Source organism: Proteinivorax tanatarense (assembly GCF_040267685.1).
GTDB lineage: Bacteria > Bacillota > Proteinivoracia > Proteinivoracales > Proteinivoracaceae > Proteinivorax > Proteinivorax tanatarense.
In genome coordinates this window covers 1232804-1250543 of record NZ_CP158367.1, presented here as the reverse complement: position 1 = coordinate 1250543, position 17740 = coordinate 1232804, and the positions used below count along the sequence as shown (strand labels likewise).

17 protein-coding genes and 1 other annotated feature are annotated in these 17740 nt (G+C 33.7%); of the genes, 9 read left to right on the top strand and 8 right to left on the bottom strand.

Annotated elements, in window-relative coordinates:
• Positions 1-94 precede the first annotated feature (94 nt).
• The 5 genes from PRVXT_RS06165 to PRVXT_RS06145 all read right to left on the bottom strand — a co-directional run bounded on the left by PRVXT_RS06165 (position 95) and on the right by PRVXT_RS06145 (position 4189).
• Entirely contained in the window at positions 95-1309 is a 1215-nt protein-coding gene (locus PRVXT_RS06165) for a hypothetical protein (protein ID WP_350344786.1), read from the bottom strand.
• The gene (locus PRVXT_RS06160; protein ID WP_350344785.1) at positions 1302-1832 is read right to left on the bottom strand and encodes an RNA polymerase sigma factor; all 531 of its coding nucleotides are present in this window, start codon (positions 1830-1832) and stop codon (positions 1302-1304) included. Before PRVXT_RS06160 ends, PRVXT_RS06165 begins: the two co-directional genes overlap by 8 nt.
• A 441-nt stretch (positions 1833-2273) precedes the next feature.
• Entirely contained in the window at positions 2274-2792 is a 519-nt protein-coding gene (locus tag PRVXT_RS06155; protein ID WP_350344784.1) for a GNAT family N-acetyltransferase, read from the bottom strand.
• A 476-nt stretch (positions 2793-3268) separates the two neighbouring features.
• Positions 3269-3916, bottom strand: coding sequence for a carbon-nitrogen hydrolase family protein (locus PRVXT_RS06150; RefSeq protein WP_350344783.1), 648 nt, complete (start codon positions 3914-3916; stop codon positions 3269-3271).
• Positions 3917-4054: 138 nt separating this feature from the next.
• Positions 4055-4189: a hypothetical protein gene (locus tag PRVXT_RS06145; protein ID WP_350344782.1), complete on the bottom strand. Its 135-nt coding sequence runs from the start codon at positions 4187-4189 to the stop codon at positions 4055-4057.
• Between the two features lie 346 nt (positions 4190-4535).
• On the opposite strand from PRVXT_RS06145, the gene PRVXT_RS06140 reads away from it, so the two are divergent.
• The gene (locus PRVXT_RS06140) at positions 4536-5564 is read left to right on the top strand and encodes a tetraprenyl-beta-curcumene synthase family protein (protein ID WP_350344781.1); all 1029 of its coding nucleotides are present in this window, start codon (positions 4536-4538) and stop codon (positions 5562-5564) included.
• Between the two features lie 181 nt (positions 5565-5745).
• Here PRVXT_RS06140 and PRVXT_RS06135 read toward each other — a convergent pair whose 3' ends face one another.
• From PRVXT_RS06135 to PRVXT_RS06125, 3 genes are read right to left on the bottom strand one after another with little or no spacing between them, the layout of a single operon-like run.
• Positions 5746-6702 carry a polyprenyl synthetase family protein gene (locus tag PRVXT_RS06135; RefSeq protein WP_350344780.1) on the bottom strand — a complete coding sequence of 319 codons (957 nt, stop codon included), beginning with the start codon at positions 6700-6702 and terminating at the stop codon, positions 5746-5748.
• Between the two features lie 60 nt (positions 6703-6762).
• Positions 6763-7464 (bottom strand): class I SAM-dependent methyltransferase, encoded by a 702-nt coding sequence (locus tag PRVXT_RS06130; protein ID WP_350344779.1) that lies wholly within the window; start codon positions 7462-7464, stop codon positions 6763-6765.
• A gap of 11 nt (positions 7465-7475) precedes the next feature.
• A complete protein-coding gene (locus PRVXT_RS06125; RefSeq protein ID WP_350344778.1) occupies positions 7476-7664 on the bottom strand; it encodes a ferredoxin in 189 nt (62 codons plus the stop codon).
• 252 nt (positions 7665-7916) lie between these two features.
• On the opposite strand from PRVXT_RS06125, the gene PRVXT_RS06120 reads away from it, so the two are divergent.
• The 8 genes from PRVXT_RS06120 (at position 7917) to PRVXT_RS06085 (ending at position 17708) form a co-directional block, all read left to right on the top strand.
• Positions 7917-8741, top strand: a complete 825-nt coding sequence (locus PRVXT_RS06120; protein ID WP_350344777.1) for a hypothetical protein — start codon at positions 7917-7919, stop codon at positions 8739-8741.
• Between the two features lie 263 nt (positions 8742-9004).
• Positions 9005-9958, top strand: a complete 954-nt coding sequence (locus PRVXT_RS06115; protein WP_350344776.1) for a TIGR01212 family radical SAM protein — start codon at positions 9005-9007, stop codon at positions 9956-9958.
• Positions 9959-10066: 108 nt separating this feature from the next.
• Positions 10067-10393: a DUF1622 domain-containing protein gene (locus PRVXT_RS06110; RefSeq protein ID WP_350344775.1), complete on the top strand. Its 327-nt coding sequence runs from the start codon at positions 10067-10069 to the stop codon at positions 10391-10393.
• Between the two features lie 65 nt (positions 10394-10458).
• Complete coding sequence (locus PRVXT_RS06105) at positions 10459-10992, top strand: NUDIX hydrolase (RefSeq protein WP_350344774.1); 534 nt, start codon at positions 10459-10461, stop codon at positions 10990-10992.
• A 104-nt stretch (positions 10993-11096) separates the two neighbouring features.
• A complete protein-coding gene (typA, locus tag PRVXT_RS06100) occupies positions 11097-12923 on the top strand; it encodes a translational GTPase TypA (RefSeq protein ID WP_350344773.1) in 1827 nt (608 codons plus the stop codon).
• Positions 12899-13375, top strand: a complete 477-nt coding sequence (locus PRVXT_RS06095; RefSeq protein WP_350344772.1) for a SprT family protein — start codon at positions 12899-12901, stop codon at positions 13373-13375. The genes typA and PRVXT_RS06095 overlap by 25 nt, the downstream gene beginning before the upstream one ends.
• Positions 13376-13474: 99 nt before the next feature.
• Positions 13475-13687: a binding site (T-box leader), on the top strand.
• A 51-nt stretch (positions 13688-13738) separates the two neighbouring features.
• Positions 13739-16180, top strand: a complete 2442-nt coding sequence (gene leuS, locus PRVXT_RS06090; RefSeq protein WP_350344771.1) for a leucine--tRNA ligase — start codon at positions 13739-13741, stop codon at positions 16178-16180.
• An 85-nt stretch (positions 16181-16265) separates the two neighbouring features.
• Positions 16266-17708, top strand: a complete 1443-nt coding sequence (locus PRVXT_RS06085; protein WP_350344770.1) for a PLP-dependent aminotransferase family protein — start codon at positions 16266-16268, stop codon at positions 17706-17708.
• The last annotated feature ends 32 nt before the right edge of the window (positions 17709-17740 follow it).

Sequence of the window (17740 nt, the reverse complement as noted above, 5' to 3'; positions counted from 1 at the left end):
AGAAAGATATTTTGTTGGAAAAGTTGGAGGTTGGAGGTTTGCAAAAAAAAAGAGAGTTATTTTTAACTCTCTCTTCTCTTTTAGCATATCTAGTTTAAAGCTTTAAATATACTGCGTTGGTGCCTTGTTTTTGCTGCTTTTCGTTTAATTTAACATCTTTTTTATCTATGATTAAACCTGCATTTGTTTTAGCTTTTCCGTGGATAATTCCTAGATGTTTCTCGTCAGCTAATATTTTTCCATAGTTATAAAATTTTTCAATTTTTTCATTTAGCAACTCCTCACTCACATCATCATCTACCTCTATCTTTCCAAAGTTAATTATTGCTACACTTTCAGTTTTATATTTTAGCATTGATTCTGATATGTTAAGTTTGGAATTATTTGTTATCATTTCACCTTCATACGTTATAATTTCTGTTTGTGGATCTTGGCAGATATCAAATATACACTCTACTATTTTGTTAGGACAGGCAATTATGCCGTCCACCACTAGGCTATCAATATGCTCTTGAACTTGCTCAGAGCTTACATCACCTCTAAACGTTACATTTCCTTTAACCATAACTTTAGCTTTATTAAACCTTTTGATATTTAATTCATCTATATTCAAATTTTCGTCAATAAATAAATGATCAGAAGGGACAATCTCAATTCTCGCCGTATCTAAGTTGCTAATTTTATCCTTTAATACATTGAAAAATTCTTCTTTAATTATCACCTTTTCTGCAAACTCTACCTTGCCTAATTTTTCTTCCACTATCTTTAAATCAATATTATCCAGTAGCTTCACAGGCTCGATAAAACAAACATTACTGCCGTCATCTAGTGACATTAGAAGAGCGTTGTCAATACGTCCATCTCTTTTTATGATTCTTGCCGTCTCATCATACTCTATAGTCTCACCATTTAGATCTATAAGCTTTTCTTTTGCCGCACCTTCTAATCTATTAGGAGTCAACAACGTTCCGTTAACAATCAATCCGCTAATTTTACTTTTAAGCTGCTCAGCAGAAACATCACCCTTTATAATAACAGTACCATTTACAACTATATATGGCTCAGTAGTGACTTCTCTAAGGTAATTTTCTGTTATCTCAAAAGTATCGTTTACCGTCTTTATTTCTGCCCCTTTCGGCACCATATATGATCTTACTAAGTTTGTTATGTTAAGCTGCGATGCAATTTCCTTTGTTTCTTGGCTATAAAACATCATAACTACGTTACCAATTCCTTCAATTTCTTCAACAGCTTTTTCGCTGATATCTGTAACATCTAAGATGACCACGTTATCAATTATTTTAGACATACTTTCTCCTCCTCTTTTTATTTCTCATAATTTTTATGGCGTTATGAAGGCGATATCTAACTGTTCCAGGGGGAATAGATAGGCTTTTAGCAATTTCAACACTGGTCATTCCCATCCAATACTTCTTAAAGACAATGTCCTGAAGCTCTGGGGATAGATGGGACATTAGCTGCTGTACTTCAAGCTTAGAAAAAATATCTTCTTCATAACTAGGCTCATGACAAGTTTCTAGAGAAACGTTAGATTTATCTTTTCTTTTTCTGTCTATAAAACTGTTTTTCAGCACCTGATAAAGCCAAGCCCTTTTTTTGTTTTCCGGTATCGTTTTTAAAACATCAAGGTTTGCCATAGCCTTAATAAAGGTTTCTTGTACTAAATCCTCAGCTTCAGACACACCAGATAAATTTTTAGCATAAGATCTCAACTCTTTACTGTATTGAAGATAAAGCGTATCAAGTACCATTCTAATCCCCCACTCATTTAAATTCTCCTTCAAAAGCCATTCACTAATATAACGATCCAATAAGCAAAAGTGTTTGAAATAATTTTAAAGGAATCCCCCTCTTTTATCGAAAATAATAGAATTAACTTTTGATTACCTGAAGGGAGGAGAATCCAATAAAAAATATAAACAAATTTCTTTTGCTAACTTTAACCATGAGTTTGATGAGCTGCTAAACTATAAGCAAACTACTAGTTAGAATCGTCTCATAAAACTGTTTAGAAGGTTTTTAGTGTGGGGTAATGGAGAAACTTTTGCAAGGTTAGAGCAGATTTAAAATACATTTCTTGGAAAACAAAAGTAATAACTTTTTTACCGACACCTATTAGAATACTTATAATAACTTCTATTTTATGGTGATTATCTAATTTTAACAACCCAAATTAGTTTGGGTATTCGGACTATAGATAAAAAGTTTGACTTCTTACTTCATAAACATTGTAGAAGTTATTCAGCTATTTATTAGGATACTTCATTATCCCACAAACTAGCTAAAACTAGCTGATACTCATCCATGTACGGTCTAAAATCTCCATAACTATTGATTGCTCCTGAGGATATCTTCTTAAATCCAAGACTTTCGTGTAGTTTAATAGATGCAACGTTTTTACTAGAAATGTTAGCAGATATTTTGTCCACTCCTTTACTTTTAAGAAAGTTAAGGCCGTACTCAACCATACTTTTTCCTAATCCACTTTTCCTTTTAGGTTTAATTACTTCAAGACCTTCAATCAACCATTTGTTGCCACAGTGAGGTGTTTTCCAAAAACGGACAACTCCAGCTAAACATTGTTCCTTAATATCTTCCGCAACAACTGTTAGCTTATCACCTTCATTTTCACCTGTTAGCCAGTTAGACCAATATTCTTTTACACTTTCGATTTGACCAGGTTCTTCATAGCAATAAACCATTGCCATTTTTTCAATTACCATATCATTTATTGGCTCACAGCTATTTATTGCTTTTATCAATATAGCCATATTAAATATATACCTCCCAAAGTTACAAATTCTTTTTATCTATAATTATGTAATTTTACAAAAATTGTGAAATACCTTCTTTAAAATGTAAAATTTAACAATACAATTTTTAACCATATAATGTTAATACCTTATGGGCAGGGTTGACACAGGGATCAACCCCTACCTCTTTGAGGAAGATCTAGTATAAGATACGTCCAATCTTCATCAATAGAAAAAAGCGCAGCAGCGTATAAACGCTCTGCGCTTTTTCTATCTTCAACCTTCTATCTTCTATCATCTATCTCCTACCACCTAATGCATCTGACCATAGGCTCTATCCCCTGATACATATAGGGTTAGGTCCTTTTCGTGATTTTTATTCTACTCTGGTTAGTACATTTTAATCATAACTAATATTAATTTAAATCAAACTCTAAAATTCCTATATTACCAACTGACAGGGCTGAAACTATTTCATTTTTATGAAACACATATCATCCACCTTTTGCACGCTGAGAATTTTCAACGAAACTATTTATCATCAAAGCAGGGTAAGGTAATTTCTGTGTTCTTTCAACATATTCCTTCTGGAATGATTCATTCCATTGTTCAATGGAAAAATCCACGTAGAGTGGCCATAGAAGCGCATCCATATTCATTTGTTCTAATTCTTTTAGAAAACAGTCATGCCAAACATCACCACATATGGCTACCCCTAATACTTTATCCATATAAGTAAAGGTATGAAAGCCTTGACCTTCCTTATACATTGAACTTGCAATTGGTTCCTTCCATCCGATAGAAACTCTTCTAAATACATCTATAATTTTCCCATTTAGATCAACAACCATATTGCTACTATAAAGAGTATTATTCTCTTTTTCAATAAAACCAAAGGAGATGCCACAGTTATAGCTGTTAGCCAATTCCCTAATGTGAAAAATGATGGGATCGTCTTGAGCTAAGGCTCTTTTGATGTCCTCATCATATTTCCACGTTAATCCTTCAAACCCTTGAAGAAAGCTTTCTCCAAAACATATTAAATCACAGTTATGATTATTGGAAACATAATGCTCCATTTGTGCCAGCTGATGTGCTATATCATTATCTTTCATTAAACAGGAAACTAACCCTATCTTCATCTTTACTTACCTCTCTTTATATAGTTTTATTAAACAGACCCCAAAAACAACCCCGATTTGTTCCTCTATGTATGCGCCAGGGCATAATCCAAATGAAAAAGTGTTTCCTCCTCTTTCCTACATCTGAAGAGTGTAGTGTCAAAATTTTGTTATCTTTCTTAAATTTTTAATTCTACTAAATTTGTTGAACTCCTTCTTCGCTCCAATTTTTATAGGCAGAGTTAACACAAAAGTCACCTCTGCCTCTCTAATACCAGCTACAACGTTTTTCATTAAGTGAACCTACATGCTAAACGACTATAAAGTGCTTTAATAGTTTTTTAAAACAAAGATATTATTTCCCGGGGAACAGATGTTTGTCAAATTACTACATAATTAGTTGTTCTTTTGCTAGAAATTTGACTGATGTTGTTGATTAGAGTCATAAAGCTTATGTTTACATTCCCTCATAATCTCTTGTCTTTAGAGATATAAATACTTTCGATGGAATTTATTCTTAAATGTAGGGTGTTCAGCTACCAAAATAGAGAGGCTTCTTTTGATTTAACTATATAATTTATAGTAAAACCATAATTTAATGGTAATAATATCATTATTAAAAAGGCAAAGGAGTTTTTTAATGCTACCTTACATAACATTAAGTAAATTTATATATAATGTTTTTCCTAAAGTTAAAAACCAACTAGCTATTTACAAAGAATTTCTTGAAGATTGCCCTTCGCCAGAGCTTAAAGTGCAGGCTTTAGAAAGTATTAAGCATAAAAAGTTTCACTGTCTAGGTGGAAATATTTATAGCGTTAAAAATTACAATCTCATCCCCTTTATAACCGCCTTTCAAACCATTTCAGATTATTTGGATAATTTATGTGATAACAATGACGTTAACAGTGAGAAGGCTTTTAGAAATCTACACAATTCTATGTTAGAAGTTTTTGACAAAGAAACATCTCATCATTTCTATGAGCACTATCCTCAAAAAAACGATGGGGGTTATTTAGATTTTTTAGTTGATGAATGTGTTAAGACTGGCAGTAGTTTGCCATCTTTTTCAAAGATAAAAAAGGATTGCTATCATTTAACTTCATTATATGTTGACTTACAGTCATTAAAGCATCTGGAAATTAATGATAGAGAACATCGTTTGATAACATGGCATGAAAATCAAAAAGATGCCAATGACTTGTTTTGGTGGGAATTTGCCGCGGCTACTGGCTCTACCTTAACGACTTTTGCATTAGCACTAGAAGCTTCGTCTAAGAATCTTTCAGAAAATGATGTGGAATCTATAAAAGAGGCTTACTTTCCGTGGATAACAGGATTACATATATTGCTAGACTACTTAGTAGATCAGCATGAAGACAAAGAGCAAGGAGAGTTAAACTTTATTAGCTACTATCCTAAAAAAGAAGTGCTTAATGATAGGCTAAAGTTCTTTGTAGAAAAAAGTTTAGAATCAGCTGCAAAACTTAAAAATAGCAGCTTTCATGTTTTAATTGTTCGTGGTCTATTAGCCATGTACTTATCAGATCCAAAAGTAAAAAAACAAAATCTAGACCCATTTGCAAAAGATCTTTTGTCTTTGGCTGGGTCCGACACTACACTTTTATATAATTACTGCCTTAAATTAAGAGAAAAAAGAACTTTGTAAGATATTTCTTCGATAAGTCTTCGGATGTATTTTCCCACTTATTGTTAAGTAAACCACACGAAATTATACTGGCTGTGGCCCCGCTTGTTAAAGTAACCAGTTAATCTACAATAATAATCAAAAGAGAGCAAGTTTTTTATTAAAACTTGCTCTCTTTTGATTTATTTTATTCTCAGCTCAATTATTGACTTCTATTTAATGTAAGCTTTGCTAGTTTGTTCAAAGCATCTCTTTGACTTTCATTGCCAAAACACTCAATGCTTTTCAAAGCATTATCTACATGAGCAACTGCTAAGTTATAACAATATTCATCTACTTCTCCTTCTTTTATTAGTTTGCTTACCACGGAGAAATCAATGTTGCTTGATTCTTTTAGGGTTTCGGCAACGTCTAACTGCCCATCTTTTGCTAACAGGTTTATAATAGGCAAAGTAATATGGCCCTCTTTTAGGTCTTGAAACTTAGGTTTACCCAACTCGTCACCATTTCCCGCAACATCTAACAAATCATCTGTAATCTGAAAAGAAAAGCCTAATTCCTTGCCATATGTTTCTAAGGCAATAATTTCCCGTTCTCTATAACCTGCTATCATTCCTCCGCTTTTACAACACGCCGATAACAAAGCTCCAGTTTTACCATATATTTCACTGTAGTACTGTTTATAGGTCTTTTTTAAGTTATTCTTATTGCTCAGTTGCTCTATTTCAGCTATGCTCATAGCAGTAATAGCTTTTGTAAATGTTTCTAAAACCTTTTTTTCTTGAAATTTTGATAGTATTTCAAAAGCCTTAGCAAACAAAAAATCTCCAGTTAATACGGCATAGGAATTTGACAAAAGACTATTTATTGTATCTACACCTCTTCTTTTGGGGGAATCATCTACTATATCATCATGTACAAGTGAAGCAGTATGAATAAGTTCTGCTGCTACCGCTACATCTATTACGTCTTTTTCATTTCTTCCTTCTGCGCACAAAATTACAAGAAGAGGCCTTAACCTTTTACCTCCTTTTTTTATTAAATACTGAGATAAGTACTGGGATTTTTCACTATCACTCTTTGTGTAATCTAATAATCGCAGTTCCACCTCAGCCAACATGCTCTCTAAGTTTAGTTCATTTTTTAAGCTACTAAGCATACCTTCCCACCTTTACAGTATTTAAAATTATCTTTCCCTAACTACTGTAAGGTTATACCGCTATAATGTGCAGTCCAATACCATATGAAAACTGGCAATGTTAAAATTACTTTCATCAAATCCACCGTAAAATTCTAATGTACTATATTTTAATTTTGCCAATAACTCTTCGATATTTTTCGATGTTAATGGGTATAACTTAACGCTATTTTTAAAATTACCCCTACCTACCTTTAGTATCGTATTAAAATCGATTAGTCCACCATTAAAAGAATATTCTCGGATAAATTTCAAATTTTTATTTGTAATCGTCGGCAAAGAGTCAGTTTTTTGTTTTAACACCCTATCATAGTTTACAGTTTGAACAATAACTTTGCCCCCATGCTTTAACATCTTTTTAAACTTTGTAAGTACATCTTTAATTTCTTCTAAACTAGTAAAGTGAGGTAGAGTATTACCTATACATATAATTGTGTCGTAACAACTTTCTTCGTCTAAAGCAAAAATATCTTGCGTAGCAAAGGATATATTGCTTAGTCCCACTGACTTATCTTTAGCTATTTCTATCATTTCTTTTGAAATGTCTACACCCTTGACTTGATATCCAAGTTTAGACAGTTCTATCCCGTGGCTTCCAGTTGCACAACCTACATCCAAAACATTTCCTTTTGGGGGAGTCCTGTTTGCTATAAATTCAATTACAGAACTTTTAACTGGAAAAATATCATCATAATGTATAGCTATTTCTTTGTAAAACTTCATATACTCCACTCCTAACCTCTGACTTTTATTGCGGACACTGGACAGTTCTCTTCCGCTTCGTTTACTATTTTTTCATCACCGCTTTCTACATGGTTTACAACCACTTCTGCAAAGTTATCCTCGTTTAACTTAAAAACCTTAGGACAAATACTTTCACATAAACCACATCCAATGCAAGATTCCTCTACTGTTACTTTCATTATTAACCCTCCTCCATTTTTTATTCAGTTTCTCAAATCTTTAAAACTGATTCCGTCATTATTTCATTTCTTAATTATCATTATACCTCCCCTGTATAAAATAATATGTGACATAAGTCAAGTTGACTAAGTGAAGTTTTTTAAACGCTGATTATTGGAGTAGAACATCCTTTAACAAAATAAATTTTAGTTGTTGAAATTTGGCTTTTTTTGTACTAAAATTAAAAAAAGAGGGAAAAAGGAGGAAAGCACTTGACTAAATTAGTACAAGTATTGGCATCTATTATTATTTTAGCAACTTTGGGCTTGGGCTCATTTATCTTCTATACCAACAATAATTCCAGTGATCCTGTATTTCAACAAAGTTATCTTTATGAAAAAATGGATTTTTACAATGGATACCAATATATAGAAAATACCCAGTACCAAAAAGCTTTAACTTTTTACCAAACCAATGATTATGATAATGAATCCTTGGAAAGCAAGAAAGAGCAGTTAATACTAGTACTTAGAAGGTTAGTTAATGCTGAAAAAGAATATACACAAAAAAAATCTTTACTAGAAGAAGTGGAACAAGCAAAGGACGAAGTGTTTAACCCTACTTTTGAGAAAATGGAGGAACTTTATTTAATTTATGAACTGTCTGAACAAACATTAAAAGACGATATTTATAATATTGAAACTACTCAAGCTTCAAATCTACTTGATAAGTGGTCAAACAACAAGGAAGAATATATAACGTTTATAGATGAACTTTCGGAAACTTCTTTTCCATATATGACAGATGACCAACAAGATAGCCTGTATAAATCTGCTTTATATTCCATAACACCTGTTAATATTACATATCGACTAACCCATACAAATGATGATATTAACGAAAGTGACCTTAGGTTAATAGAGCAGAGTTGGAACTATTGGGAACAAGAATACAAAGCTGTAATGGCTTTTATAACTTCTTTTCAAGATAGTTATTACTTATTAACTGAAGAAGTAGAAGACTTAAAGTTAGGTTATAAAGGTATTGAGTCTCAACTATATAGCCTGATACCTAATTTGTCAAAAACTGACTTATAGAGAAAACTTTATAGCTAGTACAGAAGCTATGCAAATACATTTTTGCATAGCTTCTTTTGATTCCCAGCCAGAAATATGCCATAATATTAGTAAGATTGAATTTAAACTTCAATCAGCATTTTAGTCCCTCTATACTGATTTTAGAAAAAACTAATTGGCTATTATTAGTTTTTTCCCATTTACATTCTTAAATTCTCCACGAAATCTATAGTAGGTATTATGCCTATTAACAGACAAAAATGTTCTATATGTAGGAGGTAAAAATGGTATTATACAATAAATATTCTGAGTATTTAAAACAAAAGTACGGAGAAAAGGTTTACAAGCTGGCTATTAACCTTCCTCTTACTTGCCCAAATAGAGATGGATTTTTAGGCACTGGTGGGTGCACCTTCTGTGATGAAGGTGGCGCTGGATATGATACTAAGTTTAAAGAAGCCTCTGTCCAAGAGCAGTTAGTAGATGTGAAAAAGCGTATAGCAAAAAAGTATAATGCAAAAAAGTTTATAGCTTACTACCAAAATTACTCAAATACATATTTGCCTATGGAAGATTTTCAAAAGTATATTTTACAAGGTGCTAAATTTGGAGTAGTAGAAATCGCCATCTCCACCCGTCCTGATTCTGTGACAAAGGAACATCTAGACTTTTTATTAAAGATTTCTCAAAAATTTAAAATTAATGTGTCAATCGAGTTGGGATTACAGTCAGTTAACTATCATACTTTAAAAAAAGTTCATCGTGGACATTCATTAGCTGAATATATTGATTGTGTAAATCTTATAAAAAAGTACCCCTTTGAAATCTGTACTCACTTAATTTTAAACCTGCCATGGGATAACATGAGAGATTCCATTGAAGCTGCCAAGATAGTTTCCGCTCTTAAAACTCATCAAGTAAAACTCCACTCTCTTTTTATAGTTAAAGATACTGTTATGGAAAAACAATTTAACCAGGGTGAATTCCAGTTAATAAGTATGCAAGAATATATCCAAAGAGTTATCGCTTTTTTAGAACATTTAGACCCAGAAATAACTTTACAACGATTAATTGGAAGAGCACCTAAAGAAATAGCACCTAACTCAAACTGGAGTACTAGCTGGTGGAAGGTTAAGGAAGCTATAGAGTGGGAAATGGAACAGCGTAAGACCTACCAAGGAAGGCTGTTTAATTATACAGGTGGTAGTGCTTTTCAAAAGCGTTATAAAAACTTTTAGAAATCAGTTTAAAATCCCCTCTTTTTTCACAACATATAATAAAAGGAGGGGATTAGAATAGAGTGGTTTGTAGATTTAACTCATAACATCATATACTTTCTAGCTATATTGCTGGAATGGTTTGCTGCTCTGGTAATAGTTGCTGTTTCAATTATTGTATTAACAGGCTATATTTTTTCCTTGTTTAAACCTGCTGAAAAGTTAAGGTTAAGTTTAGCCCGTGGTTTGGCATTGGGACTCGAGTTTGCATTAGCTGGTGAAATACTACGAACTATTTTAATCCGCGAATTAGAAGAAATATTTATTTTAGGTGCTATAATAATCATAAGAGCATCTCTAAGTGTATTGATTCATTGGGAGATAAGTCATACTGTAAATTGCCTACAAGGGGAATGTGAAATCCATGACGATGATGAAATTAAACATAAAAAATAGCTATTTGACTACAGATGACCAAGGTATAAGGCCATCTGTTTTTATATTGAAAATGGAGGTGCAACATGAAGTGGAAAACTATAGACGAGAATTTCATACATAAAAGTGGTTTTATGAATGTAAAAATAGACACTGCAAGCCACCCTAAATTGGGAGTACATCAGTTTTATAGGGTGGAGATGGCAAACTGGGTTAATGTTGTTGCTATCGATAAAAATGATGCTTTTATTTTAGTTAAACAATTTAGGCATGGAACTAAAAAAGTCACCTATGAAGTTCCAGCTGGCGCAATTGATAATGGGGAAACACCTAAAGAAGCTGCCATACGTGAATTACAAGAAGAAACAGGGTATATAGGAAATCCCGTTTATTTAGGTAAAGTGGAAGTAAATCCTGCTTTTTTGAATAACTTCTGTTATTTATACCTAATGTTAGATTGTCAAATGTTAGCCACACAAAACCTAGATTTAACGGAAGATATTGAAATTATACATTTAAATAAAAAGACTGTACAAGACATGTTAGCAAATGAATGTATTTCCCATTCACTAACTTGCTTGGCATTATATAAAGCTTTTGAATATATTAATAAAAAATAACTTTTCTTTTATGTATGATTTGTTATATAATATAACAATGCTGTATAATCACGGAATTATTTTTGCAGTATCAGACCCTTTTGTTCAGAATGGAGTGAACTTTTATGAATATAAAACAAGATAATATTCGCAATGTGGCAATTGTAGCACATGTTGATCATGGAAAAACAACTTTAGTTGATGAGCTTTTAAAACAAAGTGGCATTTACCACGAAAAACAGCAAGTGGAAGAAAGAGTGATGGATTCTAATGCTCTAGAAAGAGAAAGAGGAATAACGATTTTAGCCAAAAATACAGCGGTAATGTATAACGATATAAAAATTAACATTGTTGATACACCTGGTCACGCTGATTTTGGTGGAGAAGTTGAAAGAACTCTTTCTATGGTAGATAATGTATTGTTGGTTGTTGACGCTTTTGAAGGTCCTATGCCCCAAACTAGATTCGTACTAAAAAAAGCTTTAGAGCTTAAGTTAAAGCCTATAGTTGTTGTCAATAAAGCTGACCGCCCTAATGCGCGTCCTATTGAAGTTATAGACGAAGTTTTAGACCTCTTTATATCTTTAGATGCTGACGATGAACAATTAGAATTTCCAGTAATTTACACAAGCGCAATACAAGGATGGGCCAGCACAGAAGCTAATAAAAAAGGGGAAAACCTTGTACCTCTTTTTGAAATGATTAAAAACGTTTGTTTACCACCCTCAGGAAATAATGAAAAAACTCAAATAATGGTAACGAACATCGAGTACAATGAGTTTATCGGTAGGATTGCAATAGGAAAGTTGCAAAATGGCAGTTTAGAAACAGGTCAAAGCGTTTCTATTATCACACCACAAGGGGAAATTAACAAGCAAAACATAAATAAAATCTATACCTTTGAAGGACTTAATAGAAAAGAAGTTCCAAAAGTTGATTACGGTGAAATAGTTGCTATAAGCGGCCTCCATCCTATTAATATAGGTGAAACAATTTCCTCTGCAGAAAACCCTCACCCCCTTCCCTCTATTAAAATTGATGAGCCCACTATTACCATGACTTTTTCCGCTAACACCAGTCCCTTTGCTGGGTTGGAAGGTGATTATGTCACATCAAGACATTTAAAAAGCAGATTGGAAAAAGAGCTTGAAACTAATGTCAGCTTACATGTATCCCAAACAGAGTCCAAGGACAAATTTTTAGTAGCCGGTCGAGGAGAATTGCATTTATCAATCCTCATTGAAACTATGCGTCGAGAAGGATTTGAGTTTGAGGTTTCTAGACCAAAAGTTATCTTTAAGGAAATAGATGGAGTTTTACATGAACCCATTGAACGGGTATTTATCGAAGTTCCATCAGAGTTTAGTGGAACCATTATCGAAAAGCTTGGTGCAAAAAAAGCAGAACTTGTAAAAATGGAAAGCCCCAATCCTGACCAAACCAGGTTAGAGTTTTTATGTCCAGCCAGAAGTCTTATTGGCTTTAGGTCAGAGCTATTAACAGACACAAAAGGGAATGGAATTATCAACCATACCTTTGAAGATTTTCAACCATATAAGGGCGACATTCCAACAAAAAATAAAGGTTCATTAGTTGCATCGGATACCGGCGAAACGTCAAATTACGGCTTGTACCATTGCCAAGAGCGCGGAACACTTTTTATTGGTCCTCATACAAAAGTTTACACAGGTATGGTTGTAGGACAAAGTACTAGAAATGTAGATATAGACGTTAATGTTTGCAAAAAGAAGCAGGTTACAAACATGAGAGCTAGTGGCTCAGATGAAAATATTATTTTAACTCCCCCCACTATTCTAAGCTTAGAACAGTCTTTGGAGTTTATTGGCGATGATGAATTGCTAGAAGTTACACCTCAGAACTTAAGAATACGAAAAGTCCAGTTAGATAGTAAAAAAAGGATTAGAGAATGGAAAAGCAAGCAAGGGAAATAACAAATGAAAAGTTAACAGAGCTAGCTGCTACTATATCTACTAAATTTTTCGAACACCTCCCCTATATTTCCACTAATTTTGAACATAATTGCACTAACAATAACAGGTTACGTACCACGGCTGGTCGATTTTTAATACCTTCTTGTAACATTGAAGTTAATCCAAAATACTATGCAAGGTACGGACAACAATCTTTACATGATGTAATTAAACACGAGCTCGTCCACTACCACTTATATCGTCTAAACTTAGGTTTTAAGCATAAAGATAAAGATTTTAAACAATTATGTAAAATAGTAGATGCCCCTAGGTTTTGTCACCAAATGCAATCACCGAAATATCGTTATAAATGCTCAAAGTGCAATACAGAGTTTCTCAGAATGCGAAAAGTTAATGTAAAAAAGTATAGATGTGGGAAATGTAAAGGCAGCCTCTCCCCATCTCCTATTTAAATCAATAATTTTGCTCCACTTTAATGTCCTTACAGGCAATAAAAATAAAATTTGACATTTTGGATAAACTAGTCTATAATACTAAATTAAATTTAATATTTATTTCCTTTGACAAGGAGTAGTAAAAGTTTTTAGCCTTACAGAGAGCCTTTGGTTGGTGTAAAAAGGTAGGCTTTGCTTTGAACTCACCTTTGAGGATAGCAGGTAAATAGATAGCCTGCTACGGCTAACACCGTTATTTGTATTTAAGTGGAGCATACAGGCTATGCTCAACAAGAGTGGTACCACGGAACCAAACCTTTCGTCTCTTTATTTAAAGACGAAAGGTTTTTTTATAGAATTTAAAAGGAGTGTGAAAGTATTATGAGTAGCTATTCTACTAAAATCGATGAAAAGTGGCAAAAAAAATGGGAAGAAACAAATCTTTACGAATTTAATGAAGACAATGTTGATAACAAGCTTTATTGTCTTGAAATGTTTTCCTACCCTTCTGGGAGTAACTTACATGCAGGTCACTGGTATAATTATGGCTTAACCGACTCTTGGGCTCGATACAAACGTCTTAAAGGGTATGAAGTATTTCAGCCCATGGGATTTGATGCTTTTGGCTTGCCTGCAGAAAACTATGCAATAAAAACCGGTGTACATCCAAAAGATTCAACTATGAAAAATATTCAAACCATGGAAAAACAACTCAAAGACATGGGCGCTATGTTTGATTGGAATTATAATGTTGTAACTTGTGAGCCCGACTATTATAAATGGACTCAATGGTTATTTCTTAAGTTGTATGAAAATAACCTGGCTTTTCGTAAAAATGCCCATGTAAACTGGTGTCCTGAATGTAACACGGTTCTTGCTAACGAGCAAGTTGTAGAAGGCTTTTGTGAAAGATGTGAAAATGAGGTTACTAAGAAAAAATTAACTCAGTGGTTTTTTAAAATAACAGAATATGCTGAAGAGCTATTATCAGGCCATAAAGATATCGATTGGCCTGATAAAACAAAAGCAATGCAAAGAAATTGGATAGGAAAATCCGTTGGCTCAGAAGTTGTATTTAAAGTTAAAGATAAAAATGTCAATTTCACAGCCTTTACCACTAGACCAGACACTCTTTTTGGAGTTACCTATGCAGTATTGGCTCCTGAAAACCCACTGGTAGAAAAATTAACAACTAAAGAGTTTAAAACTGATGTTGATAGATATATAGAAGAAACAAAAAAACGTAGTGAAGTAGAGCGTCAGGCATCAAACGATGAAAAAACAGGAGTCTTTACTGGAAGTTATGCAACCAATCCCATTAACGGCGAAAAAATCCCTATATGGGTGGCTGACTATGTACTATACTCTTATGGCACAGGGGCTGTGATGGCAGTTCCCGGTCATGATGAAAGGGATTTCCAGTTTGCTACAAAGTACGACCTTCCTATAAGAAAAGTTATAGAAAATTCAGAAACTGATGACTCTCTTCCATTTACCGGTGAAGGCAAACTAACAAATAGCGGTGAGTTTGATGGCCTCCATTGGCAAGATGGAAAAAAAGCTATTATAAACAAGCTTAGACAAAATAACTTAGGACAAGATAAAGTACAATACAAACTTAGAGACTGGCTAGTTTCCCGCCAGCGCTATTGGGGTGCTCCAATTCCAATTATTTATTGTGATGATTGCGGTGTTGTTCCTGTTCCCGAAAAAGACTTGCCAGTAAAGCTTCCATATGATGTTGATTTCACACCTGATGGTATATCTCCGTTGAAAAAACATGAAGGTTTTATCAATACCAACTGTCCTAAGTGTAACAAAAAAGCAAAACGTGAAACGGATACTTTAGATACCTTTGTGGACTCTAGTTGGTACTTTTTAAGATATCCTGACAATAAAAATAACAGTCAACCATTTGACAAGAAATGGATAGATAAAATGCTTCCTGTTGATAAATATGTCGGTGGACCTGAGCACGCTTGTATGCACTTACTCTACGCAAGGTTTATTCATAAGGCGTTGAGGGATATGGGATATATTAACTCATCAGAACCATTTAAGTCCTTAATACACCAAGGTATTATTTTAGGTCCCGACGGTAATAAAATGAGTAAATCTAAAGGAAATGTTATCTCTCCTGATAAATATATCCATGAATATGGCTCTGATGTATTTAGATTATACCTTATGTTTGGTTTTGCATACACTGAAGGTGGCCCTTGGGATGAAAATGGTATCAAACCTATAAAGCGTTTTGTCGACAGAGTAGAAAGAATAATTTTAACTTATCTAGATAGAAAAGATGAACCAACCAATACAAAGATGGATAAAGCAGAAAAGGAGCTTAATTACCTGAGACATAATACTATAAAGAGCGTAGATAGTGACACTGATAAGTTCCAATTTAATACTTCTATTGCTCGAATGATGGAGCTCTTAAACGGTTTGTTCAAATATATGGAAAACGACAGTTTAAATTTAGACTTAATTAAAAATGTTTTAGAGGATTTCATCATAATTCTAGCCCCTCATGCCCCTCATTTTTCCGAAGAGATGTGGCAACAAATGGGTAATGAATACTCAGTTTTTAACCAGTCATTTCCCAGCTATGATGAAAAGGCCTTGATTATGGAAACACAAGAGTTGGCAGTTCAGATTAACGGAAAAGTCCGTGGTAAAATTGAAGTTGACTCAGGTGCAACAAATGAGGAAATTGAAAAAATAGCTTTGTCAGATCAGAAAATTTCTGATAACATAGCAGGAAAAACTGTTAGAAAAGTTATAGTAATCAAGGGTAGAATAGTTAATATAGTAGCATCATAGATATAGTGGACATCTTGCCATGTTGCAAGATGTCCCTTTTTTAGGTAATATAATAGTAGTTATCACTCTAAGAAAGGTGGGCAAAATGGATAAATACAACCTAGTTTTTAATAGTTCCAGCCCAAAGTATCTTCAGCTATCTGAACACATTAAAGGTTTAATTACATCTGGAAAGCTAACAAATCATTATAAGCTCCCATCCATTAGAAAACTTGCGTCACATTTGAAAGTTAGTACCAGCACTGTAGTTCAATGCTACAATAACTTGGAACAAGACGGCTTTTTATATAAAAAAACAGGCGGTGGCACATATGTAATTGGCGATAATAACATTACTTCTTTAAAAGAGGAGTTTTCCGATATTTCATTAGAGAATAGTGTCCCCTTTGATTTGGCATCTGCAACTCCCTCGCCTGTGTTTTTTCCTGTAAAAACTTTTAAAGAGTTAATAAACCAAGTTCTTGATAGAGACGGTGGTTACGCTTTTAACTACCAAGAAGAAGGCGGATACCTTCCATTAAGGCAAAGTCTGTCATCTATGCTTTCAAACTATAAAATATATGCAACTTCACAAGAAATAAGTATTATCACCGGCGGTCAACAGGGTATTGATATAGTAGCAACAGCTCTTTTAGAAAAAGATGATTATGTAATAATCGAAAGTCCTTCTTACCCTGGTGCAGTAGCTTCATTCAACTCCCGTGGTGCTAACATTATAGAAGTGCCTATCCGCAAAAGTGGCATTGATTTAATTCAACTTGAGAAAACTTTAGCTCAATACAATCCAAAGTTAATGTATTTAATGCCTGACTTCCAAAGTCCAACTGGCTATCGCTATGACCTTAACTGTCGTAAAAAAGTTGTAGAGCTGGCCAATAAATATAACACTTTTATTGTGGAAGATGATCATTTTAGTGATTTGAACTATACCTCCACCCCACTACCACCACTTAAGTCTTTAGATAATAAAGATAAAGTGATCTTTATTAAAAGTTTTTCAAAAGTTTTTATGCCAGGACTTAGATTGGCGCTTATGCTCCCTCCTTCCTCTTTGTATAGGCAGTTAAATGATGTCAAAAAGCATACCGATATATCGACTTCTGGTCTAGTGCAAAGGGCTTTTGACCTTTTTTTAAGAGAGGGATTGTGGGAGGAGCATATCAAAAGTACAAAACACATTTACGCACGCCGCTTTTCAACTGCCCTAAAAATGCTGGAAAGAACTCTACCATGGGAAGTACCTTTTACCCACCCATCGGGAGGCTTATGTATCTGGGTCACTCTTCCACAGCAATACGATAGTCAAACCCTCTACTTTGAAGCACTAAAAAAAGGGGTTGCAATTCTGCCCGGCAACCGCTTTTACCTAAACAACAATCAGCATAATAGCTTTAGGTTAAGCTTTACATCTGTCACTGAGCAGGAAATAGAAAAGGGAACTAAAGTATTGGGAAATACTGTTAAGCAATTTTTACATGAATATCGTAATCTGCACCATATTAAACATGAAAAAGACAAGTTTTTCTGAAAAGATATTTAAAAGACTTGACTTATTTATTA

Bases quoted from the DNA above. Each gene is read 5' to 3' on its own strand.
- PRVXT_RS06155 (WP_350344784.1), bottom strand. From the start codon at position 2,792: ATGGCTATATTGATAAAAGCAATAAATAGCTGTGAGCCAATAAATGAT.
- PRVXT_RS06140 (WP_350344781.1), top strand. From the start codon at position 4,536: ATGCTACCTTACATAACATTAAGTAAATTTATATATAATGTTTTTCCT.
- typA (WP_350344773.1), top strand. From the start codon at position 11,097: ATGAATATAAAACAAGATAATATTCGCAATGTGGCAATTGTAGCACAT.
- leuS (WP_350344771.1), top strand. From the start codon at position 13,739: ATGAGTAGCTATTCTACTAAAATCGATGAAAAGTGGCAAAAAAAATGG.
- PRVXT_RS06150 (WP_350344783.1), bottom strand. From the start codon at position 3,916: ATGAAGATAGGGTTAGTTTCCTGTTTAATGAAAGATAATGATATAGCA.
- PRVXT_RS06095 (WP_350344772.1), top strand. From the start codon at position 12,899: ATGGAAAAGCAAGCAAGGGAAATAACAAATGAAAAGTTAACAGAGCTA.
- PRVXT_RS06115 (WP_350344776.1), top strand. From the start codon at position 9,005: ATGGTATTATACAATAAATATTCTGAGTATTTAAAACAAAAGTACGGA.
- PRVXT_RS06125 (WP_350344778.1), bottom strand. From the start codon at position 7,664: ATGAAAGTAACAGTAGAGGAATCTTGCATTGGATGTGGTTTATGTGAA.
- PRVXT_RS06130 (WP_350344779.1), bottom strand. From the start codon at position 7,464: ATGAAGTTTTACAAAGAAATAGCTATACATTATGATGATATTTTTCCA.
- PRVXT_RS06085 (WP_350344770.1), top strand. From the start codon at position 16,266: ATGGATAAATACAACCTAGTTTTTAATAGTTCCAGCCCAAAGTATCTT.
- PRVXT_RS06105 (WP_350344774.1), top strand. From the start codon at position 10,459: ATGAAGTGGAAAACTATAGACGAGAATTTCATACATAAAAGTGGTTTT.
- PRVXT_RS06135 (WP_350344780.1), bottom strand. From the start codon at position 6,702: ATGCTTAGTAGCTTAAAAAATGAACTAAACTTAGAGAGCATGTTGGCT.
- PRVXT_RS06165 (WP_350344786.1), bottom strand. From the start codon at position 1,309: ATGTCTAAAATAATTGATAACGTGGTCATCTTAGATGTTACAGATATC.
- PRVXT_RS06145 (WP_350344782.1), bottom strand. From the start codon at position 4,189: ATGAAAAACGTTGTAGCTGGTATTAGAGAGGCAGAGGTGACTTTTGTG.